General features: G+C 37.6%; 30 protein-coding genes. 15 read left to right on the top strand and 15 right to left on the bottom strand.

Annotated features, from left to right (window positions below; translation table 11 throughout):
* Nucleotides 1–12 precede the first annotated feature (12 nt).
* Entirely contained in the window at nt 13–996 is a 984-nt protein-coding gene (gene guaC, locus M3175_RS11140; RefSeq protein WP_251518912.1) for a GMP reductase, read from the bottom strand.
* Nucleotides 997–1,165: 169 nt separating this feature from the next.
* On the opposite strand from guaC, the gene M3175_RS11135 reads away from it, so the two are divergent.
* Both M3175_RS11135 and M3175_RS11130 read left to right on the top strand, forming a co-directional pair.
* The gene (locus M3175_RS11135) at nt 1,166–1,978 is read left to right on the top strand and encodes an EcsC family protein (RefSeq protein WP_371321686.1); all 813 of its coding nucleotides are present in this window, start codon (nt 1,166–1,168) and stop codon (nt 1,976–1,978) included.
* Between the two features lie 150 nt (nt 1,979–2,128).
* Nucleotides 2,129–2,890: a YqcI/YcgG family protein gene (locus M3175_RS11130; RefSeq protein WP_371321683.1), complete on the top strand. Its 762-nt coding sequence runs from the start codon at nt 2,129–2,131 to the stop codon at nt 2,888–2,890.
* 30 nt (nt 2,891–2,920) lie between these two features.
* On the opposite strand, the gene M3175_RS11125 is transcribed toward M3175_RS11130, so the two are convergent.
* Entirely contained in the window at nt 2,921–3,493 is a 573-nt protein-coding gene (locus M3175_RS11125; RefSeq protein ID WP_251518908.1) for an isochorismatase family protein, read from the bottom strand.
* A 125-nt stretch (nt 3,494–3,618) separates the two neighbouring features.
* On the opposite strand from M3175_RS11125, the gene M3175_RS11120 reads away from it, so the two are divergent.
* Nucleotides 3,619–3,813, top strand: a complete 195-nt coding sequence (locus M3175_RS11120) for a gamma-type small acid-soluble spore protein (protein ID WP_251518906.1) — start codon at nt 3,619–3,621, stop codon at nt 3,811–3,813.
* Nucleotides 3,814–3,873: 60 nt separating this feature from the next.
* Here M3175_RS11120 and M3175_RS11115 read toward each other — a convergent pair whose 3' ends face one another.
* Nucleotides 3,874–4,128: a hypothetical protein gene (locus tag M3175_RS11115; RefSeq protein WP_251518904.1), complete on the bottom strand. Its 255-nt coding sequence runs from the start codon at nt 4,126–4,128 to the stop codon at nt 3,874–3,876.
* Nucleotides 4,129–4,143: 15 nt separating this feature from the next.
* Nucleotides 4,144–4,887: a hypothetical protein gene (locus M3175_RS11110; protein WP_251518902.1), complete on the bottom strand. Its 744-nt coding sequence runs from the start codon at nt 4,885–4,887 to the stop codon at nt 4,144–4,146.
* Nucleotides 4,888–5,107: 220 nt separating this feature from the next.
* Between M3175_RS11110 and M3175_RS24910 the strand changes: the two genes are divergently transcribed.
* A complete protein-coding gene (locus M3175_RS24910; RefSeq protein WP_285852245.1) occupies nt 5,108–5,233 on the top strand; it encodes a hypothetical protein in 126 nt (41 codons plus the stop codon).
* Between the two features lie 80 nt (nt 5,234–5,313).
* On the opposite strand, the gene M3175_RS11105 is transcribed toward M3175_RS24910, so the two are convergent.
* Nucleotides 5,314–5,742, bottom strand: coding sequence for a hypothetical protein (locus tag M3175_RS11105; protein WP_251518900.1), 429 nt, complete (start codon nt 5,740–5,742; stop codon nt 5,314–5,316).
* Nucleotides 5,743–5,832: 90 nt separating this feature from the next.
* Between M3175_RS11105 and M3175_RS11100 the strand changes: the two genes are divergently transcribed.
* On the top strand, nt 5,833–6,312 hold the full coding sequence (locus M3175_RS11100; RefSeq protein WP_251518898.1) for a YhcN/YlaJ family sporulation lipoprotein: 480 nt from the start codon (nt 5,833–5,835) through the stop codon (nt 6,310–6,312).
* A 73-nt stretch (nt 6,313–6,385) separates the two neighbouring features.
* Here the strand turns inward: M3175_RS11100 and M3175_RS11095 are convergent, their stop codons facing one another.
* From M3175_RS11095 to M3175_RS11085, 3 genes are all read right to left on the bottom strand, one after another.
* Entirely contained in the window at nt 6,386–7,111 is a 726-nt protein-coding gene (locus tag M3175_RS11095; protein ID WP_251518896.1) for a ZIP family metal transporter, read from the bottom strand.
* 112 nt (nt 7,112–7,223) lie between these two features.
* The gene (locus tag M3175_RS11090; RefSeq protein WP_251518894.1) at nt 7,224–8,687 is read right to left on the bottom strand and encodes a potassium/proton antiporter; all 1,464 of its coding nucleotides are present in this window, start codon (nt 8,685–8,687) and stop codon (nt 7,224–7,226) included.
* Nucleotides 8,688–8,699: 12 nt separating this feature from the next.
* Nucleotides 8,700–9,254: a tyrosine-type recombinase/integrase gene (locus tag M3175_RS11085; protein WP_251518892.1), complete on the bottom strand. Its 555-nt coding sequence runs from the start codon at nt 9,252–9,254 to the stop codon at nt 8,700–8,702.
* 143 nt (nt 9,255–9,397) lie between these two features.
* On the opposite strand from M3175_RS11085, the gene M3175_RS11080 reads away from it, so the two are divergent.
* Nucleotides 9,398–10,282, top strand: coding sequence for a YitT family protein (locus M3175_RS11080; RefSeq protein WP_251518890.1), 885 nt, complete (start codon nt 9,398–9,400; stop codon nt 10,280–10,282).
* Nucleotides 10,283–10,323: 41 nt separating this feature from the next.
* Here M3175_RS11080 and M3175_RS11075 read toward each other — a convergent pair whose 3' ends face one another.
* Complete coding sequence (locus M3175_RS11075) at nt 10,324–10,995, bottom strand: SOS response-associated peptidase (RefSeq protein WP_251519208.1); 672 nt, start codon at nt 10,993–10,995, stop codon at nt 10,324–10,326.
* Nucleotides 10,996–11,078: 83 nt separating this feature from the next.
* Nucleotides 11,079–12,542, bottom strand: a complete 1,464-nt coding sequence (locus M3175_RS25150) for a SpoIIE family protein phosphatase (protein ID WP_251518889.1) — start codon at nt 12,540–12,542, stop codon at nt 11,079–11,081.
* A gap of 251 nt (nt 12,543–12,793) precedes the next feature.
* Here M3175_RS25150 and M3175_RS11065 point away from each other — a divergent pair, with 251 nt between their 5' ends.
* Both M3175_RS11065 and M3175_RS11060 read left to right on the top strand, forming a co-directional pair.
* Nucleotides 12,794–13,171 (top strand): hypothetical protein, encoded by a 378-nt coding sequence (locus M3175_RS11065; protein WP_251518888.1) that lies wholly within the window; start codon nt 12,794–12,796, stop codon nt 13,169–13,171.
* 312 nt (nt 13,172–13,483) lie between these two features.
* Nucleotides 13,484–14,590 carry a CAP domain-containing protein gene (locus M3175_RS11060; protein WP_251518887.1) on the top strand — a complete coding sequence of 369 codons (1,107 nt, stop codon included), beginning with the start codon at nt 13,484–13,486 and terminating at the stop codon, nt 14,588–14,590.
* 35 nt (nt 14,591–14,625) lie between these two features.
* Here the strand turns inward: M3175_RS11060 and M3175_RS11055 are convergent, their stop codons facing one another.
* Nucleotides 14,626–15,984: an amino acid permease gene (locus M3175_RS11055; RefSeq protein WP_251518886.1), complete on the bottom strand. Its 1,359-nt coding sequence runs from the start codon at nt 15,982–15,984 to the stop codon at nt 14,626–14,628.
* Between the two features lie 155 nt (nt 15,985–16,139).
* Between M3175_RS11055 and M3175_RS24895 the strand changes: the two genes are divergently transcribed.
* Entirely contained in the window at nt 16,140–16,274 is a 135-nt protein-coding gene (locus M3175_RS24895; protein WP_285852244.1) for a hypothetical protein, read from the top strand.
* 97 nt (nt 16,275–16,371) lie between these two features.
* Nucleotides 16,372–17,037 carry an HAD family hydrolase gene (locus M3175_RS11050; RefSeq protein ID WP_251518883.1) on the top strand — a complete coding sequence of 222 codons (666 nt, stop codon included), beginning with the start codon at nt 16,372–16,374 and terminating at the stop codon, nt 17,035–17,037.
* 51 nt (nt 17,038–17,088) lie between these two features.
* Here the strand turns inward: M3175_RS11050 and ytvA are convergent, their stop codons facing one another.
* The 4 genes from ytvA to M3175_RS11030 all read right to left on the bottom strand — a co-directional run bounded on the left by ytvA (nt 17,089) and on the right by M3175_RS11030 (nt 21,169).
* The gene (gene ytvA / locus M3175_RS11045) at nt 17,089–17,847 is read right to left on the bottom strand and encodes a YtvA family blue-light photoreceptor (protein ID WP_251518881.1); all 759 of its coding nucleotides are present in this window, start codon (nt 17,845–17,847) and stop codon (nt 17,089–17,091) included.
* Between the two features lie 122 nt (nt 17,848–17,969).
* On the bottom strand, nt 17,970–19,889 hold the full coding sequence (locus M3175_RS11040) for a peptidoglycan D,D-transpeptidase FtsI family protein (protein ID WP_251518879.1): 1,920 nt from the start codon (nt 19,887–19,889) through the stop codon (nt 17,970–17,972).
* A 252-nt stretch (nt 19,890–20,141) separates the two neighbouring features.
* Nucleotides 20,142–20,546, bottom strand: coding sequence for an IDEAL domain-containing protein (locus M3175_RS11035; protein ID WP_251518877.1), 405 nt, complete (start codon nt 20,544–20,546; stop codon nt 20,142–20,144).
* Nucleotides 20,543–21,169, bottom strand: coding sequence for a hypothetical protein (locus M3175_RS11030; RefSeq protein WP_251518875.1), 627 nt, complete (start codon nt 21,167–21,169; stop codon nt 20,543–20,545). The genes M3175_RS11035 and M3175_RS11030 overlap by 4 nt, the downstream gene beginning before the upstream one ends.
* A 770-nt stretch (nt 21,170–21,939) precedes the next feature.
* Between M3175_RS11030 and M3175_RS11025 the strand changes: the two genes are divergently transcribed.
* From M3175_RS11025 to M3175_RS11005, 5 genes are all read left to right on the top strand, one after another.
* Nucleotides 21,940–22,368 carry a MarR family winged helix-turn-helix transcriptional regulator gene (locus M3175_RS11025; RefSeq protein WP_251518873.1) on the top strand — a complete coding sequence of 143 codons (429 nt, stop codon included), beginning with the start codon at nt 21,940–21,942 and terminating at the stop codon, nt 22,366–22,368.
* 20 nt (nt 22,369–22,388) lie between these two features.
* Complete coding sequence (locus tag M3175_RS11020) at nt 22,389–23,015, top strand: nitroreductase family protein (RefSeq protein ID WP_285852243.1); 627 nt, start codon at nt 22,389–22,391, stop codon at nt 23,013–23,015.
* 117 nt (nt 23,016–23,132) lie between these two features.
* On the top strand, nt 23,133–23,681 hold the full coding sequence (locus M3175_RS11015) for a TetR/AcrR family transcriptional regulator (protein ID WP_251518871.1): 549 nt from the start codon (nt 23,133–23,135) through the stop codon (nt 23,679–23,681).
* Between the two features lie 5 nt (nt 23,682–23,686).
* Nucleotides 23,687–24,013, top strand: a complete 327-nt coding sequence (locus M3175_RS11010; RefSeq protein WP_251518869.1) for a DMT family transporter — start codon at nt 23,687–23,689, stop codon at nt 24,011–24,013.
* Nucleotides 24,010–24,378 (top strand): DMT family transporter, encoded by a 369-nt coding sequence (locus tag M3175_RS11005; RefSeq protein WP_251518867.1) that lies wholly within the window; start codon nt 24,010–24,012, stop codon nt 24,376–24,378. The genes M3175_RS11010 and M3175_RS11005 overlap by 4 nt, the downstream gene beginning before the upstream one ends.
* The last annotated feature ends 17 nt before the right edge of the window (nt 24,379–24,395 follow it).

Below are 24,395 nucleotides of genomic sequence, written 5' to 3'. Positions count from 1 at the left end.
ACTTTCTTTTTGTTAATATACCTTATCTCCGTTAAAGATCGAGTTCTTTACAATCACATAATCGACCGTTCGAATCGCTGACAGCTTGTTTCCACCTGCATAAGAAATTGATGATTGTAAATCTTGCTCCATTTCAATCAATGTATCATTTAAAGACCCTCTGAATTCCACGTGCATTTTCTTTCCTTCGACATTTTTTCGTTCCCCTTTTTGAAATTCAGAGGCAGATCCGAAGTACTCCTTATACTTTTTCCCATCTTTCTCTACCGTCTCTCCAGGTGATTCTTCATGTCCCGCAAATAGTGATCCAATCATAACCATAGATGCACCGAAGCGAACCGATTTGGCAATATCTCCGTGAGTCCGAATTCCCCCGTCTGCAATGATAGGTTTACTAGCTGCTTTCGCACACCATCTTAAGGCCGCTAATTGCCACCCCCCTGTCCCGAAGCCTGTTTTTATTTTCGTAATACAGACTTTCCCTGGTCCAATTCCAACCTTCGTCGCGTCCGCCCCTGCATTTTCCAACTCTCTAACTGCCTCAGGTGTTCCCACATTTCCTGCAATGACAAAGCTAGTAGGCAAATGTTTTTTAATATGGCGAATCATATTAATCACTGCATTTGAATGTCCGTGTGCAATATCGATTGTTATAAATTCAGGAGACAGATTTTCCTTTGCCAGTTGTTCAATAAATGGATACTCTTCTTCTTTTACCCCCACACTAATCGAGGCGTACAACCCACGTGCCTTCATATCTTTTACAAAACCTATCCGCATTTCTGGTTGAAAACGATGCATGATGTAAAAATAATTATTTTCTGCTAAAAATTCAGAAATCTTTTCATCCACAATGGTTTGCATATTCGCAGGCACCACCGGCAATCGAAAAGTATGACCTCCAAACGTTACACTAGTATCACACTCCGTTCGGCTGTTTACGATTGATTTGTTTGGGATCAATTGTATATCTTCATAATCAAATACGTTATCCATCACTATCACCTCTATGTATTGAATAAGCTTAGTATGACCTTTCCGCTCTTAATCATGTTTTATGGAGGATTGTTTTGAAACCTTTTCTCAAGTGATCACGTATCAAATGATTAGAATAATGATGAAAATGAAAAACTGAAGAAAATGGAGAAGAACAAGGATGATTACATTGGAGAAGGAACAAGACTTAAAAAACGAACTTGCTATTATAGAAAAATGGGAAAAGGACCAAGGAAATTTGTGGATTTGGGAACGACTTGGAAGACTTCCTTTTAAATTACTAGACAAAATCACCCCGCAATTTGTTCATAATAAAGTGGGAGTTTTATTAGACGAAATTGGAAACTACATTCAAACGGGTGGAAAATATTTAGTATCGGAAAAACAGCTATTTGAACTTATAAGGAAAGAAACAAATCAATCCATTGAGAGCATAGCGGAGATAAAAGAAATCCCTCTTTCCACTATGACTATGGTCAGTCAAAAATTAATGGAAAACCGGAAAAGAGTAGCAACGGTTCAAGGTGCAACAACAGGAATCGGTGGAATATTCACCCTCGCGATTGATGTACCCGCACTTTTAGCGATCTCATTAAAAACACTGCAAGAAATCTCCATCATCCACGGCTACGATCCAAATGAAAAAAGCGAGCGAATCTTTATTATTAAATGCTTACAATTTTCCTCAGCAGATATTGTTGGAAAAAAGGCCATTCTCAAGGAGTTATCCGATTATTACCAGAACGGGAGTCAATCGGGCGAAATGATGTCTCAACTCCAAGGCTGGCGAGAAGTTGTGTATACCTACCGTGACCAGTTTGGATGGAAAAAGTTATTTCAAATGGTCCCTATCGCTGGGATGGTCTTCGGTGCCTTCACCAACCGTTCGATGATCAATGACTTGGCAGAAGTTGGAGTTATGCTGTATCGAAAAAGGAGAATCATGGAGAGATTAGGAGTTACGGCTGAAGAACAGCTTTAGGTGTTAGTTTTAGGAATTCATTCATGATCGATGGTTATATGGTCGGTTATGGATGAATTTCTTAGTTTGCTTAATTTACAATCGCCCAATTTCAATAGGACATTCATCCAGCAAAAGCTTTTAGGAATATAGTATATAAGCTTTTGTGAGGTGATATATATCAAAGGTTTATATAAAGATGAAATGATATTACGAGAACAACTAGCCCCTTGGGAAAGAAGTGCTCTTGAAAAATTCGAAGCAAAAATGACGGATAAAGAAAGACCATTCCCTTGCATACCAGCTACTATTGGTTTTGCAACTAATCAACTTCGCTATGGATTTGTAGGTGATCCAAGGAAGGATGCCTCCATTCATGCACTAGCAGAACTATTAGTGACATACACAGAGGAATCAAAAGGATTTGGTAATTTTACGTCTTTAATTGTTTTTTATGAAATTCCTAAAGAAGTAGAAAAATCCTATACAGTCCAACAATTTGAACAACTATTTTGGCAGCAATTAGCTGGTCTTTCTGCCATTGACGGAATGGTGTGGCCTGAAGACATTCCCACTGACCCCCATGACCCGGTTTGGGAGTTTTGTTTTCATGGAGAAAAATACTTTATGTATTGTGCCACCCCTTCACACCAAAAACGACAAAGCCGGCATTTTGATACAATGATGCTCGCGATTACTCCAAGATGGGTGTTACAAGAATTTGGTAAAAATGAATCTTATGCCAAAAATATTAAAAAGCAGGTAAGAAAACGCTTGGCAAATTATGATTCTATTACAATCCACCCAGATTTAAATAGCTATGGTTTGGAAGATAATTTTGAGTGGAAACAGTACTTTTTACGAGATGATGATACGTCATTATCCAAATGTCCCTACCATCGCTTCTTAAATTTGTTTAGGGTAAATAAATAGCGCAGAGTACCCCCTGCGCTTACATAAATATTAAATATGTTCGAGTTGATTAATAATTTCGTCGGTTGTTAGTATGGTCGCAAATTCTTTTTGGAGCATCGCTAATTCAAGCTCCTGAACGGTATCAGCAGAGTGTTTTTTTCCATTGTGATCAGTTATTTCGAAAGCGGCGATCGCATCTGATACAAGATAAGTTTGAAGGCCGAGGTTCCCACTCATTCTTGTAGTGGTTGATACACAATGCTGTGTTGATAGTCCTGTAATAACAACCGATCTTATTTGCTGCTCACTTAAATACGTTTCCATCTCCGTTCCTATAAAAGCACTGTTCACTTGTTTTGTAAAAACCATTTCATTTGGTTCTGGTTTAATTAAATCTTTAAACTCAGTTCCTTCCTTGTTGGTATGATGTAGTGGTGATTGGGGTTGAACGGATAGATGTTTAGAGTAAATGATTGTCCCCTTTCTCTTCCTCCACTCCGCTTGTAATCGAGCCATGTTTTCCTCTGCCATGGGATTGTTTCTTTTGCCCCAGTAAGGATCATCAAACCCTTTTTGGACATCTAGAATGAGTAAAGCAGGTAAGTTAATTAATTTGGTCATTGAATCACCCCTATCTTGAGAAATTTTTTCTATCACTAACATTGTTTGCAAGTTAAGAAGCTTCCATTACATAATTTTATTGTTAACTAGAAAGAGTAAGACGAGAGTAGTTAGGAGGTTATTTGATGGATCATAAGGAATATACAGAGGTTGGAACAGATATTAATGAGGTTAAAAAGAGGAATGCAGAATCGGGTTTATCCTATAATGAAGTAAAAGCATTACTAGCACAAACAGGTGGTAAAGGAACTAGTCAGTACAGTAATACAGATGTAAAGGAAATCAAAAGAAGAATTCATGGAAAAGACATCCAATCTTAATCGGATGTCTTATTTAAAGCTAATAATGGTCGCCTAGGGCACTTTCTACGTTCCCCCCCTTTATCCCATTAGATGAAAAAGAAAATATTGAAAGCCGTAAAATCCAATCGAACTTAAGCTCGTCACTAATAATGCGATTAATATGTATGGGTTCTCTTTATTTGGTTTTAATAAATCTAAAATGGATAAACCAAGCCCAATGATAAAAAAGGCCAGCCAATACCATTCAAGAAAAATATGTTCAAAGTTTACTAAAAAATTGACGATGTAAAATAAGTTAATCCCGAGAAATAAGTAAATGCTGATTTTCTTCAAAGTAACACCTTCTTTTTATAATTGAAAATAGGCTTGTAAGTAATTTTTCATCGCTTCTTTATGTTCTGCAAACTGGCGGTGACGATGACCGTTTCCACCGGAAGGATGTGGGAAGCCTCGAAGGATCATATGCTTCTTGATATGGTCATTTTCAATTAAATAATCCAGCAATTGAGAAACATTCACACCAAGTGGTATGAGTAAGGGGTTGTCCATTAGGTTTATTTCATTTACAAATCCCTCCTTTATATAGGTTAAAAGGGTGTCTGTCCGAATCATATTTGGTGTCGATCCATTGTAATTTTCACTTCGATAAAACACTGGGTACTTTATAACCGAATTGGTTTGAACCAAATGTGTGTGTGAATCAAACAGGTTGTTGGGTGAAGGAATTTGAAGATTTTTATGTAGCCCTAACTCATCTAGCATCGCAATTAGATTCTTTCGCATCGGTCCCTGAAAGCTCGACAGTTTTTTCACTTCATGAAGAAGGTTTTCGTCGGAGATCTCTTGGTCGCGATGATTCCAGATTGTTGTATAGGATTGCTGCATTTGAAAGTATCCGGGAGTGATCCCGATGATTACTACTTTCGCCGTGTTGTTCACATATTCAAAGGGAGCATAGTAGATGTCGATCTTCTTTTTTTCGTTTGATTCCAGTAGAAAGGTATTTGATTTAATTGTGTCTTTAGTGATAGACGGTAGTGATTGAATCTTTTGTTTGTATGTGTTGAATTTTGAATTAGATGCGATTGGCATGTTGTGGGGCTCCTTTATGACATGAAATCCGCTTTAATTGATGTATTATATTGTACCATATAGTGGGAAATGTGTCGGTGCTAGGTGGAGTGTATGGCTTTGTTTTTGCTCGATAGTGTCTAAATTCACCATTCTCCAACTTGTGTTTCTTTTTAATAGTGGATAAAAAAATCAACCGAATGCTAATAATAATTCCGACTACTTAGAAAGGAGTGACACTATGACTAACAAAAACGATAACCGCGAACGTAAGAATAAATATCCAAACAATAAAAAGCAAGATACAGAATTCTCAAAGGAAAAAGATATTCGTAGCGAAATCACTAAGAAAGACTTAAATAAATAACACAAAAACGCTTAGGTCTACGTTTACCTAAGCGTTTTATTGAATGAAACTGTGTCATTGTTATGTAACACAACTAAAGTTCAGTGATATTTAAACCAAACAAACCAGCCGCTGTCTGCTTTTTTGGCAATAAAAATTTGGCCTTGGCTTCCACTGGCAGCTTTCACTTTAGGAAAATGCAAGCGCACCAGCCAAGATCGGTCTGCCACCCCTTTGCCGCAGAAGTGTTTTGCCATCCCGTAATAATCTTCATCCTCTTTATTTCCCTTTGTAAGTGGAAAAGGTTTAAGAGATAGGACCTCCCATTCTGAATATAGTTCTGGAAACTCTCCCACTTCATAGGCAATCGGAACAAGTATTTTCAACGCTTTTTCTACTTCATCGATGTTCTCTATAGATACCACTTCAATTGTATGGAGATCTGGACATTCCTTTGGCTGAGCATAGGCGGTGGTAGAAGTACCAAAAATTGATGCCAATATGACCATTCGAGCCACCTTTTTGAACATATGTATCACCTCTTCCCTAATTTATCCCAATATACATAAATTCAGTCTAATGGGTAATTCTATGAATGAAAAATTTTAGGAGGGATAGGTATGAAGTTGTTTAATTGGTTTTCTATTCTTGTTATGATTTTTGTCTTATCAGCTTGTGGTGCAGATAGTGCCGCAGATGACAAGAACAAAGAAGATAATGACAGAGGAACAAAGGTCCAAAACGTGGATGACGAAAACAATAATTCTAGAATGCGAGTGGCTGACAAAGCACAGGACAAAATCGAAAATATGGAAGAAGTGCGCCACGCGAATGTAATTGTAACTGAGAATAATGCCTATGTAGCTGTAGTTTTAGAGGACAATACGAAGGGCGATGTTCGAGAGGATTTAGAGAAAAAAATTTCGGACCAAGTAAAATCAACAGACAAAAAAATCCGAAATGTTTTTGTATCTAGTAACCCAGACTTCGTTGATCGCATGGGAGATTATGGTGACAAGATTCAAAAAGGTAAACCTGTCAAAGGTTTGTTCGAAGAATTTACAGAGATGGTTGAACGTGTTTTTCCTAGTGGACGATAAAATAGATAAGGGCGATGCGTACCTTGTGTGGGACAATTGTCAGCGTCGCCCTTCTTTGTTATTTTGATTTAGCTTATCGAAAAACCTCTGTCAAAAGTACCATAGACACAAACCCAATGATAAATGCCCAGGTGGATGCTCTTTCGTTTCCGTCTCCATGGCTTTCTGGAATTAGCTCCTTATATACCACAAATAGCATGGATCCAGCTGCAAATGCTAGTCCATACGGAATCATCGGCTCAAACGTATCTCCCAAGAGCACTCCAATTATACCTGCAGACATTTCAATAATACCAGTTAATGTCGCAAGTAAAATTGAACGTATCACCTTTACATCTTGACTCAACAGAAACAACGCAACCAAAAATCCGTCTGGGACATTCTGCAAACCTATGGCAAACGACACAAGCGAACCAATCTCATAGTTTTCACTGGCATTACTGATTCCTACGGATAGTCCTTCAGGTAAATTATGAAGAGACATGGCTACAAGAAATAATAAAACGACTCTGTTTTTTCTTGACGATTGATCGGAATGGGTTAAGTCAACATGCGGAATCATACTTTCCAACAAAGTTAGAACGAGTGTTCCAAACAAGATTCCAACCACCATAACGGTTACATTAGATAACTTAATAGCGTTTGGAATTAACCCATAGGCAGATGCAGCCACCATAATTCCCGCTGTAGTAGCTAATAACACATCTTTTCCTTTATGAGAAACATCTTTTACGAGTAAAATCGGCAAGGCACCTATACCGGTACATAATGATGAAATAATAATTGGGAGTAAGGACATGGACTACCTCCAGTTGTTTATATACCCATCATATGTATAAATTTGCCAAGCATTCTCACGAAAAAAAAGACAGCCATTCTTTTATTCTTTTATGAATAACTGTCCATTTTTATTAAAACTCATGATCCTTAAACATCTCTTTTAATTTCCCCTTGCTACTTCTTGGTGTGAGGATGTACAAAATATCTCCTTCTAGTAAACAAGTATCTCCTCTTGGTGTGATTAATTTATCTGAGCGAATAATGGCGTTGATAAGGACATTCTCTGGAAATATAATGTCAACAATTTTTTTATCCACTAATAAATCTTCTTTATGGATCTCGTACTCAATGATTTCTGCATTGGCTTTTCCAATAGAGACCAGTTCCAATGAGTGTGCAGGGGTAGACTTTTTTGGTCCCGTTAGTCCTAGTTTTTCAGCGAGTAAAAGAATGGTCGATCCTTGAATCAATGCCGAAGTAAACACGACGAAGAATACGACATTAAAGATGGTTTGACTATCGGCAATTCCCGCAAGCATAGGGAAAGTTGCCAATACGATCGGCACTGCTCCACGTAATCCTGCCCAAGATACAAAGATTTTTTCTTTATGATTAAAATCCATTTTTATTGTTGAGACGTATACCGCGATCGGACGTGCTACAAAAATTAAAGCTACTGAAATGAGAATCCCTTTTACCATTACATCAGCTGTAAAAAGCTGAGATGGGAAAACCAACAATCCTAAAATGATAAACATTAATATTTGCATCATCCAGGCAAAACCTTCATTGAAACGGAAAATAGACGTTTTATAGGTTAAGTCAGAATTTCCAATAACAAGAGCTGCCACGTATACAGCTAACAATCCACTAGCGTGTGCTAACGCTGTGAAACTATAGGTGAGTAGGGCAAATGCTACTGCAAAAATAGGATAAAGTCCGCTAGAATCTAGATTAATACGATTAATCGCCATGGTTGCAAGTTTCCCGAGAATAACCCCAATTAGTAACCCCATTCCCATCTGCCAAAAGAAAGAGAGGATCAGTAGGAAAACGTTCGTTTCATCTATCGTGAGCAATTGTATAAACATTAGTGTTAAAAACATGGCCATTGGATCATTCGTTCCAGATTCTGCTTCCAAGGTGGATCCAAGTTTGGGGTTAATATTCTGCCCTTTTAATACGGCAAAGACAGCCGCCGCATCGGTTGAACCTACGATAGATCCTATTAAAAATGCTTCCAGCCAAGGTACATTAAATAATAAATTTACAACAACAGCTACCACGGAAGTTGTAATCAATACCCCTACTGTTGCAAGAGATAACGACGGCTTCAACACAGCTTTCACTGTTGTCCATCTCGTCTGCAAACCACCTTCAAACAAAATGATTATTAGGGCAAGTACACCAATTAACTGAGCGTATGTGGCATTATCAAAGTAGATAATCCCTAATCCATCACTTCCAACGATCATCCCTACAGCTAAAAAGAGAATCAACGCTGGCATTCCAAGTCGAGTTGAGAATTTAGTCGTTATAATCCCAATAATAAGGAGTAACGAACCTAGTAAAATCGAGTAATCAATATTGATCATGTTTTCTCCCCCTTATAAATTCACATCGATTTCTGTTTTGATCTTCTCCTCCTTTTTGATTCCTAAATATTTTAATGTCTCAGATGATGATGTATGGTGAAAAATCTTTTGAAGTAGTGCAATGGCAATCCCTTTTTTGTAAGCATGATATCCAAAGGTTTTCCTCATGGAGTGTGTTCCGATATTTCCTTCAATCCCGACATGTTTTGCTGCTTTATTGATGATTCGATATGCCTGCTGTCTCGTGATGGGGTCATTTGTTTTTGAGGATTTGAAAACATAGTCACTATAATGATAGGAAATTGAGGAAAGATAAAGAGAAATAGCGTGTTTTACTTTTGAATTTACATAAATGGGGATTTCCTGCCCTTCTCGTTCCATGAAATGATTAATACTGCCATTTTCGTTAAGGATGTCGCTCCACTTAATGGTCAGAATCTCACTAATTTTTAATCCCGTATTAATTCCAAGAACAAATAGTAAGTAATCTCTAGACGATTGGTCTTTTAGATACTTTTTAAGGGCTTTTATTTTCGCTGTATCACGAATTGCATCAACATATTCCATAGTGACTGATTCCCTTCTTCTGAGCATATAATTGGTAACATAACCTTATTATATTATATACTTATGTAACATACAAATATGTTGCTTACAATATTCCTTTTATTTATATTTACTACATTTATTTAGAAAAGGCGTGATGGGTTTTGACAGATTTAGCGTTAGAAAAAAGACAACACCGAAGATTATCTGCACGAAGAATTATTCAAAGAGGTGTATTTATTACCATTGGGGCCTTGTTGATGGCTGTAGGATTAGAAATATTTTTAATTCCTAACCGGGTTATCGATGGGGGTGTAACAGGGGTATCAATTATGCTCTCACATATCACTGGAATTAAATTAGGGATCTTTCTTTTCTTACTAAACTTACCTTTTGTTTATCTCGGATATAAGCAATTTGGAAAAACATTTGCGATTTCTACTATTTATGGAATTATCATGTTATCCCTTTTTGCAACATTTTTTCATCCAGTCGATCCATTCACCGATGACATCTTACTAGCGACGATATTTGGTGGTATTTTCTTAGGAATTGGTGTGGGACTAGTTATCCGAAATGGTGGAGCACTTGATGGAACCGAAATTCTATCGATTGTAATCAGTAAAAAAGTTCCTTTTTCCGTCGGTGAAATTGTGATGTTCATAAACTTATTTATTCTAAGTTCGGCTGGTTTTGTGTACACTTGGGATCGTGCCATGTATTCGATTTTAGCTTATGTGATTGCTTCAAAAGCGATAGACGTTGTCATTACTGGGATGGAGGAATCCAAATCGGTTTGGATCATTAGTGACTTTGCTCATGAAATTGGGGACGCCATCAATGACCGTCTTGGTAGGGGTGTTACCTATTTACATGGAGAAGGTGCTTATACAGGGGATAATAAAAAGGTCATTTTCTGTATCATCACAAGGTTAGAAGAGTCGAAAATGACTAGTATTGTTGAAGAAATTGACCCCTCTGCGTTTTTAGCAATTGCAGATATTGCTGAAGTTAGAGGCGGAAGATTCAAGAAAAAAGCGATCCACTAAAACAATTAGACCTCCTCTCATTTTTCTGAGGGAGGTCTCTTTTATAGACTATTTACGGGTTGAAGGATGTCAGGATCTTCATATTTCGGACTATTTACTAATGAGGAAATCTCATACTTCATCATTTCCTCAGCTGGATAAGGTGTTAATAGCGTTTTTAATAGAGAGGTATCTTGGTTATTAGGATCTAACCACGTGTTGTAATCTTCCTTTTTTAAAATTACGGGCATTCGATCGTGAACATCCTTTGTGACTTCGTTTGGTGTTGTTGTAAGTATTGTGCATGTGACTAGAGCGGGCTGTCCTTCCTTTTTCCACACATCGTAAAGTCCAGCTAGAGCAAATGGCTTGTGGTCTTTCATCACAAACCGATATGGATGTTTCTCTTTCCCGTTCTTTTTCCACTCATAAAAGCCATCGCTTAAGATGAGACATCTCCGCTGTTTAAAAGGATGTTTAAATGAAGGTTTTTCATCGATCCCTTCACTTCGAGCATTAATCATTTTATACCCTATTTTTGGATCAGCTGCCCAATGCGGAACCAAGCCCCATTTGAGATATGCTCCTTTTCTTACCCCTTTATTTTGTCCAATCGCTAGCACCATCTGACTTGGCGCAATATTGTACCTTGGACCGATCTCTTCAAAGAATTCAAATTCAAACTGCCTCTTCAGATTATATATTTCTTCGGTTAAGGAAAATCTTCCGCACATGTAACGTTCACCCCTCTCTATACTGTCTGTATCATTATAACGATTTTCAACCAACTTCATAACTATTCAAAGGTAACCCACACCTATACCCCATTAATATCAATCACCAACAAGCAAGTATCATCCGATTCCCGTAGGTGATTTTTATATACTTTTAGGAGCTGACTTTTTACCTCTTCTATGTCCTTCTCTTGGTTAGAGAAAAGGATTTCTTTCATTACTTTAAGCTGTACTCTGTGATTATCGCTAATGCCTTCGATAAATCCATCCGTATATAACACGAGTCTTCCTTGGTCTTCGAAGGAAATCTCATCGGAAAGGATGGGCAAATCTGCTACAAGTCCAATCGGTGGACACGTGGAAGCGATTGGTACGATCGGCTTCCCTTTCACCTGCCATAGACCTGATGGATGACCCGCATTAACATAACGGATCGTTTTCTGTTTCGTATCGACGAAAAGATAAATCGCAGTAAAATAAAACGGATTTTCACTGCCTTCAAACATCGAAACCATGTGATCAGAAAGTTCCTTCATTACCATAGTAGGTTCACTTACTCTTTCTAATACTCCTTGAAGATACGATTTAATTGACACACCGATAATAGATGAAGAAACTCCATGCCCCATCACATCCATTATAAATATCCCATACTGATCTCTGTCAGTTTTTGACCAATAATATAGATCACCCGAGAGCTCTTCAGACGCTTGATAAAAGGAAGTTATGTTTACCCTCTCGTTTTGAATAGGAAGAGGAAGTGATTTTTCCTGTACCGTTCTGGCTAAGTGTAACTCAGTGAGCTTTAGTTTAAGAAGGTCTGCGTTTTCTTTTCGAAAGATAGAATAGGTAACTCCAACAATGATAACCGTCATTACTATGATGATTGATAATAGAAAATCTGAAGAAGTACTAAAGCGGAATGTCGTGTTAAGGTTACTCACCTTCTCTATATGATACATGGTGCCTGGTTTCATGGAGATATAATGCATACCACTAAGGGCAAAGCCCATTAAGGAAGCGATTGGAAAAGCATAAATATATAATCGTCGTCTTTCAACTTTCAAAAAAATATACATGGCTAGATAGGAAGCTGAAATAGTAATAAGTATGGATAATAATATGTTTATAACGCTATGATCAAAATGCACGTTAAGCCCAAGCATTCCGAAAAAATGCATAGAAGCTATTCCTAGTCCCATTAAAACAGAGGCAAATATTAACCGTAACGTATTCATTTCTTTGCACAAAGTTATTAAAAAAGCAAAATAGATGACGGTGATAGCAATGCCTAAAGAAAAGATTGATATTAAGATATCATAGTCAAAAGGCACCTCTGACCTTATAGCTAGTATCCCCGTAAAATGCATCGTCCAAATTCCGCTGCCCCAAATAAATGAACTTGCTAGTATCCACTTCTTCTCATGTTTTTGTTTGGAACTTACCACTCTTCCAATAAGTTCAATCGTAATAAAAGAAGCAATAATGGCAACAAGCACCGATACAATGACGATTGGATAATTGTATGATAAATAAGTATGTTCCACTCTACGTTCCTCGATATCCTATTTATTTTAGAATTCGTAATATTCTCATATTCTAACACAATGCCAAACAATGGATATAGTAATCCAGTCTTATTTTTAGTTCTTTAGTCCTAGATTAATCAATTTTGTTTTATTGAAGATCTTACTTAGTTTAGTCCAGTTATTGGAAACAGCCATCCGAATGCTCAAGGACATTTTTTTATGGAATGAATATACATAAAAAAGGTATGGAGTAAGGAGTGACCTGAAAAATGCATGAAAAAGAGGACCAGCAGAAGGAAACGAAGTTAGCATTAGAAAAACAGGTAGAAGCCAGCATTTGGATTCAGTTCTTCGCTTTGCTTACGGAAGCGATAGCAGTAACAAAATTATATGAGTTAGAGGAAAAGAGGCCAGGTTCTCAAGATATTGTGACTGGAATTTGGATTCAAGTGATTGGACAATTAATAGAAGCCATTGGCGTCACTCAACAAATTCGAGCAAAAGACAATAAATCCACGCTTTCTGGTCAAAGAACCGCCATAAATGGGGATTGGTTACAATCCATGGGAGCAGCTGTGGAGGCAACAGGTGGAGAACAGTTAATTAGAGACGAAATGGCTAGAAATGGTGAAGGTTTTGTGCCTTAATATATTTATAGGGTGCAAAATGGGTTATTCCCCTGAAGCACAAATACTATATTTGTGCTTGGTTCTTTCAAAGTACACACCTCCTTTTCATGATCTTTAGATTTTGCAATGATCATCTGTTATTCCTATCAATTCACATCCATTATTTTCATGGTTCTTTTTTTTATACAACAAATTCTTCCACTTTCCTGCAAGATCGTATTACTAACACGAGGAAAGGAACATCGTTTAGAATGGATATAGGTATGGACCATGAATTTGGTAGCTATAATGGAATTGATGGGGATATTTAATAGAAAGTGAGGAGAAAATTTGAGACGACTTTTTCTCTTAATCATATTATTGTTTGGTCTGAATTATTTGTGGAATACGTACGGAAAAGAAATGGAAATCGGTGCGATTGCTGAGGATTTTAACATACAACTTGATCATATCGGACTATCTGAACTTTTAAACGATATAACTAGTAGTATCGGGTTTCTTGAGGAAAAAGCAGAAAAATTTGCTGAGGAACAGGTGCCTTCGGAAATAGAAGTGCCTTCTCCGGATCTGAAGTCTCCCTCCAATCAAGTGTTTTCCATTTATAATATTGAACTCGGTGAATCGAAGACAGATATCGAAAATATGTTGGGAGCACCTAAGCGTTCTGAAATGAATGAGTATGGAACGGAATGGTATACGTATCATGAAAATTATCATAACTTTGTCAAAGTCATGTACAATGACCAGCAACAAGTAATTGGCTTGTACACGAATCAAGATTTAATTTCTTCCACAAATGGAATCAAATTAAATAGTCCAAAACAAACCGTTCGCGACACATTAGGGCAGCCCATCACACGATTACAAAAGGGATTAGTTTTTTATCAACTACAAGAGAACAACGATTATGACATGTATGAGCTTGATGACACGTACGTGACGGTCTTTTATGATGTGCATGAAGAAAATACGGTAACCGCCATTCAAATTTTAACCGAAGAAGTAGAAAATAATAAAAAATCGATTTATTCAGAGCCTAGTGAAGCATTAAAAGAAGGATTTGAGTTGCAAATGTTTGATTTGGTCAATGCGACGAGGGTCAATCATGGACTTCAAGTTCTTTCATGGGATGAACATGTCATGCAAACGGCACGGAAGCATAGCTTGGATATGGCAGTTAATAACTACTTTGACCATACGAATCTTCAAGGAGAGTCTCCTTTTGATCGAATGGAAGAAGACGGCGTACGGTACTCCCTGGCTGGAGAAAATCTAGCGTACGGTCAGTTCAGTAGTATTTTTGCACACGAAGGACTAATGAACTCTTTAGGACACCGGAAAAATATTGTAAAATCTGGATTTGAATACTTAGGCGTTGGAGTCGCCTTTAATGAGGAAAACCAGCCTTATTATACACAAAATTATTACGCGAATTAAATAAAGCGGTCTCTGTATTAAGAGACCGCTTTGTGTTATTTCTTTGTTTTCATTCGATAGCCAACGTAAAGGATCAGAAACCATACAGGTGCCACATATAAGGCTTCTCTCATGCCTTCCATAAACGCCATTAACACAATCACAAAAGCTAAGAACGCTAGAGCCACATAGTTCGAAAGTGGATGCAGAGGCATTTTAAAGGCTAAATTTCCTACCTCTTCTTTTGTTTTGGATTGTCTAAACTTTATTTGAGTTAGTAGAATGATCGTCCAGCTTGTAATAACAGCCACTGTCGCAACAGAGGAAATAAACATAAATACTTTTTCTGGAATAATATAATTTAGAAATACAGCTACTAATAAGAACGAAGCTGAGAATAAGATTCCACGTCTTGGCGTTTGATGCTTGTTTAATTTTCCAAAGTACTTAGGACCATTATTTTGTAGCGATAAGTTGTAAAGCATTCTCCCAGTACTGAACATTCCGCTATTAAAGGCAGATAACGCAGCCGTTAACACAACAAAATTGATAATATGTGCTGCGCCTGGTATTCCTATTTTATCAAAAATCAATACGAACGGACTGCCATTGGAACCGACTTCATTCCAAGGATATAGAATCATCATAATTCCTAAAGCACCAATATAAAAGATTAAAATTCGCCATACGACATTGTTAATCGCGGACGGAATCGACTTCTGTGGATCTTTCGCTTCACCTGCCGTGATTCCAACTAGCTCAACTCCGCCAAACGAGAACATCACCAAAACTAAAGATAGTAAAATTCCATCCATTCCATTCGGCATAAATCCGCCATGAGCCCAAAGATTATCTAGACCCATTCGTTGACCACCATTACCAAACCCAAACAAAATGATTCCTAAGCCAACTAAAATCATTCCGATAATGGCTACAACTTTAATAAGCGCTAACCAAAATTCAAACTCTCCAAAGGCTTTTACATTCATTAAATTAATTAGTGTTACGACAATTAATGTAGCAAGCGCCGTCACCCACTGAGGGATATCTGGAAACCAGTAATTCACATAAACGCCTATTACTGTGATTTCGGCCATTCCGACAACGACCCACATGAACCAATACGTCCAGCCTGTAAGGTAGCCAGCAAACGGTCCTAAGTATCGATGCGCATAAGAACTGAAGGAACCAGAAATCGGCTCAGCCACCGCCATTTCTCCTAATGCCCTCATTATCGTAAAAATGACAATTCCTCCGATTAAATAAGAGAGAAGAATCGAAGGACCAGCCATTTGAATAGTTGCACTCGATCCATAGAATAAGCCAACTCCAATCGCCCCTCCTAGCGCAATCAGCTGGATGTGTCTGTTGTCTAACCCGCGCTGTAACTTCTCACTTTCGTGATGTTTCTCCACAAAATACTCCACCCTTCAAAAACTGTTTATCTTATCAGAATATACAATCAATCCGTACTTTTCCATACGAAAGAAAATTGCCAATATTCTTTTTTTATTATTCTTGTATAGAATTTTCCATTTATAAAAATCTATAATAAGGAGGTGTTTTTTAGATGACTAGTAAAAAACAAAGCTCGAATGACATTAAATATAGTATTTGGGAAACTCGTACGGATGAAAAGCATTCCTATAATGGTAACAACAAAAAAGAAGCAATTGACCTACCAAATCGCAAAGAAAATAAATAAAGTAAAATGACTAAGCCAAAATCTTTTTGGATTTTGGCTTTTTTGTTATTTATTTCATATAATGTATTATAACCTATTATCGAAAATGGAGGAGATTATGTATAAAGCGATTATTTTTGATTTTGATGGATTAATTGTGGATACTGAGTCCGTTTGGTATAACGTGACCAAGGAGGTCATGCTAGATTACGGTTACGATTTAAAGCTAGAGAATTTTGCCAAATACATAGGAACAACAGGCGGTGGCTTATACGACGAACTAAGCGCCATATCCACTCAACCAATTGATCGGGAGTTAGTGAAATCAAGAACAAATGAACTTTATCAGCAAAGAAAAAATCAATTTGCTCTTCGCGAGGGTGTGTTAGATTATCTACAAGCTGCGAAAGAACATGGGTTAAAAATTGGACTTGCCTCTAGCTCGAGTAGAAAATGGGTGGTTGATTACTTAGAAAGATTTAAGATCCTCCATTATTTTGAGGTAATTAAGACTTCCGATGACGTCCAAAAGGTTAAACCTGATCCCGAGCTATATGTAAAGGCTCTTCAGGAACTAGGGGTCGAGTCAAACGAGGCACTTTGCTTTGAGGATTCCTTAAACGGACTAACGGCCGCAGTTGGAGCCGGACTTAACTGTGTTATCGTTCCTAACCCAGTTACACAATACTTGGACTTTAAAGGTCATGTCCACCGACTAACTTCCATGTCTGAACTATCCTTTGACGCTTTACTAGACCATCTAGCGAAAAAACAAAGCGAATAATGTGGAATAAGCCAGTTCCTTTTTGGAGGAATCTGGCTTAATATTTGAAAGTCACAGTCTTCCTTTCAAATACTCCTTTACAGAGCTTGTCGTTTTGATGCTTTTATCATTAGGCATAATTTGAGATAATTTTTTTGCCATGGATGGATTTAATCCGCTTATGATTAGTTCTATTCCTACTAGCTCTAACACAGTGAATAGGTTCATCAGTTCTTGATATGTATTTTCATCGATCGTCGTTAGACCGCTTACGTCTAGTAACAGTGTATCAATGTGGGAGTTGGTTACTTCCTTTAACACAGTTGTAGTCATTTTCGTGGCACGATCCTTGTTCATTTCTCCAATTAACGGGAGTATGGACAATTGACTATTAATAGGAACGATAGGTGTGGTGAGTGTGTCAATTCTCTGTAACGAAAGAAGATACTCTTTCTCTGCTTGTTTTCTTAGAGTGATATTATGTTGAATGCCTAAGAAGTAGGATTTGTCTTCCTCTTCTACGTACACTTTATCAATTGATAGCTCATTCCAAAAGGGCTCACCAGTTTTTCGATAGTTTAGTATTTCACATCTAATTGACTGGCCAGTCTCAATCGCTTTTCTAAGGGAATGGACGGTCTTCACATCCGTGTCGGGCCCTTGTAAAAATCGACAATTTCTCCCTATTACTTCGGTCATACTATAGCCAGTCATCTCTAAAAACCCTTTAGACGCATAAATAATTGGATTATCTTCCTGACTAGGATCGGTTACAAGGACTCCCACTCTTGTATGATTGATAATTTTCGCTAGTAAGTTTGAATGTAACAACGTAACCCCTCCTAAACATCCCCCTATAAAAAAAGGGTATACCATCATCTATATTAGAATACCATACGTTTTTATGTATTTTTTACTGACTCAAAAAAACCAGCATCCATTTTCGACGCTGGTTACTTATTTTCAAAATAAAAATCAAGGATTCTCTTTCCGATATACTTATTAATTCCACTGCTATCATTTTCTGCATTAGGAACAACGATTGAGATAGCAATTTCGGGATTGTCATAGGGTGCATAGCCAACTAATGTTAAGTTATAGTTATATCCACCTCTTCCATCTGACACCTGAGCCGTCCCTGTTTTACCTGCTGGATCATACGTAACCCCTTTAAAGTAAGAGGCAGCAGTACCCTTTGATCCATTCATCACTCGGCGAAATCCTTCTTGAACGCGTTCAATATAGGATAAGTCCATATCCACCGTGTTTAACACATTGGTTTCAAATTCTTCAATCACTTCGCCTGATTCACCACTTACATGATCCGGCTCCCGTACCTCCTTCATCAAGTGAGGCTGCACTCTCTTTCCATCATTCGCAATGGTAGAAACGTATTGTGAAAGCTGAAGAGGAGTATATGTATCAAATTGTCCAATCGCAAAGTCCATTAAATTTCCTAATTGCTGGACCCCACCATTGTAGCCTGTTGCTTCACTCGGAAGATCAATTTCTGTTTTTACTCCCAAACCGAATTGATTGAAAAACTTTCTCATGATTGCATAGGCTTCATCTGGATCGCGAAAACCTTCTTTTTTGGCATAATCATAGTTTCCTATTTTCATAGCGATATGGAACATATACACATTCGATGATCGCTCGAGAGCGGTAAGATCATTAATCGTCCCCATATTCTGGTAAGACTTTTTCGTTGGAGTGCCAGCAATTTTAATCGGACTGTCAAAGAACGTATCTCCTGGAGAAATGACTCCTGTTTCATATCCTGTTAACACGGTTGCCCCTTTAACTGCCGAACCCATTGCATAGGCATTATATAATGCCCCGTATGTTTCATCACTGATCTCACCGTTCTCTTCACTTTTCCCAGCAATCGCAAGAATCTCTCCTGTTTGCGGATTGGTTACGACCGCATAAGCTTCACTCGCACCACTGTCCTTTTTCAACTCTTCCTCGATGATTTTCTCTGCTTCTTGCTGGAGAGCCAAATCAATCGTGAGAATCAGATCTTTCCCCGATTCCCCTGGCGTCACTTCTCCTTCAATAAGGTTACCCTTCTTATCTTGAACATACGTTTGTTTTTCCTTCGTCCCGCTAAGCCAGGTTTCGTATTGTTGCTCAATAAAGCTTGTACCAACAAGGTCACTCAATTGGTACCCATTACTTTTATACGTATCGACTGCTTCTTCTGGAATTTGGCCGACATTGCCAAATAGCTGACGAAGTGTATTACCATATACATATTTTCGCGTAGAGTCCACTTTGACTTCGAAACCAGGAAGCTCTTCCAGACGCTCATTGATGATGGCCATTTCTTTCGTCGTTAATCCCATCTTGATTCGTTTGATTGAAGAGCTATCCACATCCATTTCTCTTTTAATCGCAAGAACTTCCATTTCCGCAGCTGTAATGGACGCTAACTCTTCTTCCGTAATTCGCTCCAAGATCAGTTGATACTCTTCATTGTCATCTAAGTTTGCTTGTTCTTCTGCGCTCACCTTCGCGTATGCTTCTTCTTTTCTAGTAAAAATCCAATAATCTTTTTTGTCTCGCTCTTTTACATTTTCCGTTCCTACTTCAATTAATCCAGCAATCTTTTGTGCCAATTCAAGTCTTTCCTGCTGGTTGTGCTCGTTCGAAGGATTGATGTACGATAATGTGAAAATGGCCTCGTTTTCCACTAAAACATTTCCGTCTCGGTCATATATCTTTCCACGAGGAGTCGTCCAGGAATAAACGGTGGTCGTCGTCTTTTCACTTTCCTTCGCGTATTCCTCTCCTTGGACAATTTGTATTTTTCCCAGTCGAATAATCAAAGTCGAAAACAGCAAAAAGACAATAAAAAAGAGAATATTCATCCGAGTAAAGAGTATCTTGTTTTTCCTCTTCTTTCCCATAACTGCTTGCAAGTACTCCTTTCATAAAAAAGGGAATCAAGTCCCACGTTATCATTCGTACTTGTATGATAACGTAAAAATATGAACAAATTATGACGAAAATTTTACTAGAGGATGAAGGTTTTTGGTGGGTGCTCTTTGTTGAACCGTCTTCCTTATTAAATAATAGAAAAGTCCCTCACTACATCGGTGAAGGACGATTAAACCACTTGTTTAAACAGCAACATTCCGTAAATACATTAATAATTTTCCCTTCATTTCATAGGAGTGGTTCATTTTATCTGTGAAATTCATAAAGGCTTTTTCATCACCCTCATCGAGAGCTTGGTTGATTTTATATTGATAATAATTAATCTGAAGATCTACATCTAACATAGAAATCAGTTGTTCTTTTGTAAAGTACCATTCAATATCCTCAACAGCCATGTAAAACGAGCAACTTTGATTGATGATCACTAATGCATACCAGCCATTGATCACCGTGTATTTCCGTTCTGGAGAAATTTCGATAATGTCGCCCCTATGAATAGTAACTACCTCGCTATGGTCCGCATCTGGGCAGAAGCAGTCAATTTGATGGTCAAATGTATTTACAGCGATATAAGGTGTTGGTTTCATAATCTTCTCCCCCAGCTTTCTTGTCTCTTTTTCGTTTCCTTCAAATCCTTTACATACTGTTGACCAAGCATGACATCCTCCATCGTCGGAGAATATTCATATGCCTTGCCGTCCAACAAAGTTACTATTTGAACCTTGTCAGGTAGGTTTCCGTATACATGTACCGAGTAAACCGACATTACTAATTGAAAAAGTTTAATCAACTTTTCATCTGCCAATAATAAATATTTTTTCATAGTATATAATTTACTAGAATATTCTGTCAACTCTACATTTAAGGAAATTGAAGGTTCCCTTTCCTCAAGAAGCTCTTCTTGACGTTGGTAGTAATAGAGCTGTGGTACTTGTTTAGCCTCACTTGATAGGAAAGTAAGTAAATGATCGGTAATCTTTGCCATTACCATACAATAATGAGTGACAGACTCAAAACCTGCTATATTCAAATTCTTTCGATATGTATCAAATAATTTCATAAAGCTGATCGAATTTTGTATGTTTCTAGGTAGTTGAAAATAATGCTGGACAACCTGATTAATCATAAGTTGAACTTCATGTCTCCAACAACTCAAATCATTTACATGATATGGACTTTGGATAAATGACTCTACTAAACGTTTTGACATAAAGAAGTCCTCCTTTTTTAGTTTTCTAACTCCTCTTCATATAAACCGCAACATGGACAAGGTTCCATGTTGTTACTTGGTTCTGTTTGTTTTTCTGTAAAACCGCACCATTCACACGTGAGGATCGTCATTGATCTTTTTCCCTCCCGGTAATAGGGTAAAATTTTAAATGAAAATGATTATCATTACCATCAACTTAACTACATAATAATTGATAATGATTATCAATGTCAAGGAAGACTATTCTTTTTTATGCTTACAAAAAAATCAGTATACATTGATTAACGGGTTCTGTTCCCTATATAGGTAAGAGAATGAATAGGCGGAGAATTTCCGGTTAATGTAAATAGAGGAAGCTTAAGAAGTAGAGATAAGCGGAGGAATTCCGGTTAACTTCTCTAAATAAGCCAAAATTCAAAGATTTTAATCAGATAAGCGGAAAAACTCCGCTTATTCTTAAGGGAATATGGGTATTTCCCAAATTAAACGGAATTTTTCCGGTTATTATTCAAACACAATGAAATCATCATCAGCTTTTTAACAGTACCTGGGCTTAAAATGCATATTCCATTGATGTGATTCACATTCGCTAGTTCAACAATCCAGTTCACTATTCCTTCTCTTTCATTTTCTTATGGTACTATCTTAAAATAAAAATTATATTTTCTGAAAAAGAGCATATGTCTTGATTTCAAAATATATTCGTATTATGATTGACAGGTCAATTATTGATACCTCAATGATCTTATTTTGTTAATGGAGGTTTGAAAATGACTCATCCCCTACCCGATCAAGAGCATATTTTGTTTTTGTTAAAAGAGCTTAGTAATCAAATGGGCCCGAAGTTTGAGCGTAATACTCATATTAGCTTATCTAGATATGAATTGCTGCATCAATTGTATCAGGTGGATGAGATCAACCAGTCTTCCTTGCAAAAGGTGGTCAATATTGATCATGCAGCCATCACAAGACATTTGAAACAGTTGGAATCGGAAGGAATGGTTTCTAGGCGTAGAAATCCGTCTGACAATCGAGAAACATTTGTCCAATTAACCCATGAAGGACGCGAACGTATACTTACGTGTCAATCAGATAAGCTAAGCTTTATTAAGCAAATGTTCTATGGTTTTACAGAGGAAGAATTACGTTCATTAGTAACCATGCTAATCCGTGTTCAAACGAACATAAAAGAATATTAAAAAAGGAAAGTGATCACATCATGAAAAATACGGATTTTAAAGAAATTTTACACGGACGTCGTTCGGTAAAAACTTATGACCCTAATGTGAAAATCACCCGTGAGGAAATGACAGATATTTTAACAGAAGCAACTACTGCACCGTCTTCGATCAATATGCAGCCATGGAGATTTGTTGTAGTGGATACGCCTGAAGGAAAAGAAACCATGTTAAAGCTTGCTCAATTTAATTCCTCTCAAGTGACGACTTCTGCTGCAGTGATAGCCGTATTTGGTGATATGAACAGTATTGAGTATGCGGACGAAATTTATGGAAAGCAAGTAGAACACGGTTTTATGCCAGAAGATATCAAGGAAAAGCTTTTAGGAATGTACGCTCCTCTTTATAAAAACATGCCAGCTCAATCCATGAAAGAATTAGTATTAATAGATGCTAGTCTTGTATCCATGCAAATCATGCTCGTTGCACGTGCGCACGGATATGATACAAACCCAATCGGTGGTTTTGATCGAGAGCTGATTGCTGAGGCATTTGGTTTAGATAAAGAGCGCTATGTTCCTGTTATGTTGATTTCGATCGGAAAAGCAGCGGTTGAAGGTCGCCCTTCTTATCGTTTACCGGTTGATACGGTTACTACTTGGAAGTAATTTTTAAGACACCAACCCATTTAGGGTTTGGTGTTTTTTTTGAATTTTTCTTTTGACAACAAAACCGTCCAGACGGTACAATAAATATTATCAATTCCTTCCAAGGAGAGAATGACTATGGAATCTAAAGCGAGTCAAAAACGTCGGCTGATCTTACAAACTGCCATCAAAATCATACTTGAAGATGATTTTAATGCTCTCACGTTAGACGCGGTGGCAAAACAAGCGGGAGTTAGTAAAGGCGGTTTGTTATATCACTTTCCAAATAAAGAAAGTCTAATTAAGGGTTTAGCTCAATTCGTGTTCGAAGAGCTGTATATAAACTTTGATCAATTTGCTGAAAAAGATTCACAGAAGTCAGGGAAATGGACTCGTGCCTTAATCGAAGCGTCCAAAACAGATATCGAGCAAAATGCCGAGTTAAATGTGGGTGTTTTCGCTGCCTCTTACCTAGATGCTGATTTAGCTAACGATATTTCTAAGGGGTACCAAACGATCCTAACCAAACTAGATAACGATGGTATCGACCCAGTAACGGCCACCATTATTCGTTTGGCATTAGATGGTCTGTATTATTCAAAAATGTTAAACATTGCTCCCTTAGAAAAAGAGCGACAAGATGAAGTGTTTCAGCAGTTATTTGCGATGACGGAAAAGAAGGGGTAACCACTATGAATGCGTATGTTCTTTTGATCGTCTCAATCCTCTGTGAAGTATTTGGCAGTTCGATGCTTAAAGCGACTAATGGGTTTAAAAAGCTTATCCCTACGCTTGGGCTCGTGATTGGATATGGATTGGCATTTTATTGCTTATCCCTTTCATTACAAACCTTATCACTCGGTGTAGCCTACGCTGTTTGGGCTGGTTTAGGTACCGCCCTTACTGCACTTGTTGGCGTCTTTATTTACAAAGAACATTTTAATAGGAAAAAAGCATGGGGCATCCTGCTCATTATTGGTGGAGTGATACTATTAAATATAGGAGGGGCTCATTCATGAAAGGTTATCTGTTTTTATCCATATCCATTGTTTCAGAATTAGTGGCTACCTCTTTGCTGAAATTGTCGGATGGAATGAGTGTTTTACTTCCTTCACTGGGTGTGGCGGTCGGATATGGTCTAGCATTCTATTTTTTATCATTATCATTAAAAACGATTCCTCTCAGTTTGGCCTATGCGATTTGGTCTGGTGTAGGGACTGCTTTGACAGCGTTGATTGGTGTCGTGTTTTGGGGTGAAGTTCTAACAACCCTTATGTTAGTGGGCATTGTTTTTATTATTGGCGGGGTTGTTCTGTTAAACTCTTCAAAAGAGACGGAAGAAGTTCAAGGTCAAATGAATACAAGTATAGGGCTGGACAGATAAACACTCCAGCCCTATTT

Source organism: Robertmurraya korlensis (genome assembly GCF_023715225.1).
Classification (GTDB): domain Bacteria; phylum Bacillota; class Bacilli; order Bacillales; family Cytobacillaceae; genus Robertmurraya_A.
Note: the sequence above shows the minus strand (reverse complement) of the source record. Positions and strands in the feature narration are given on the sequence as shown.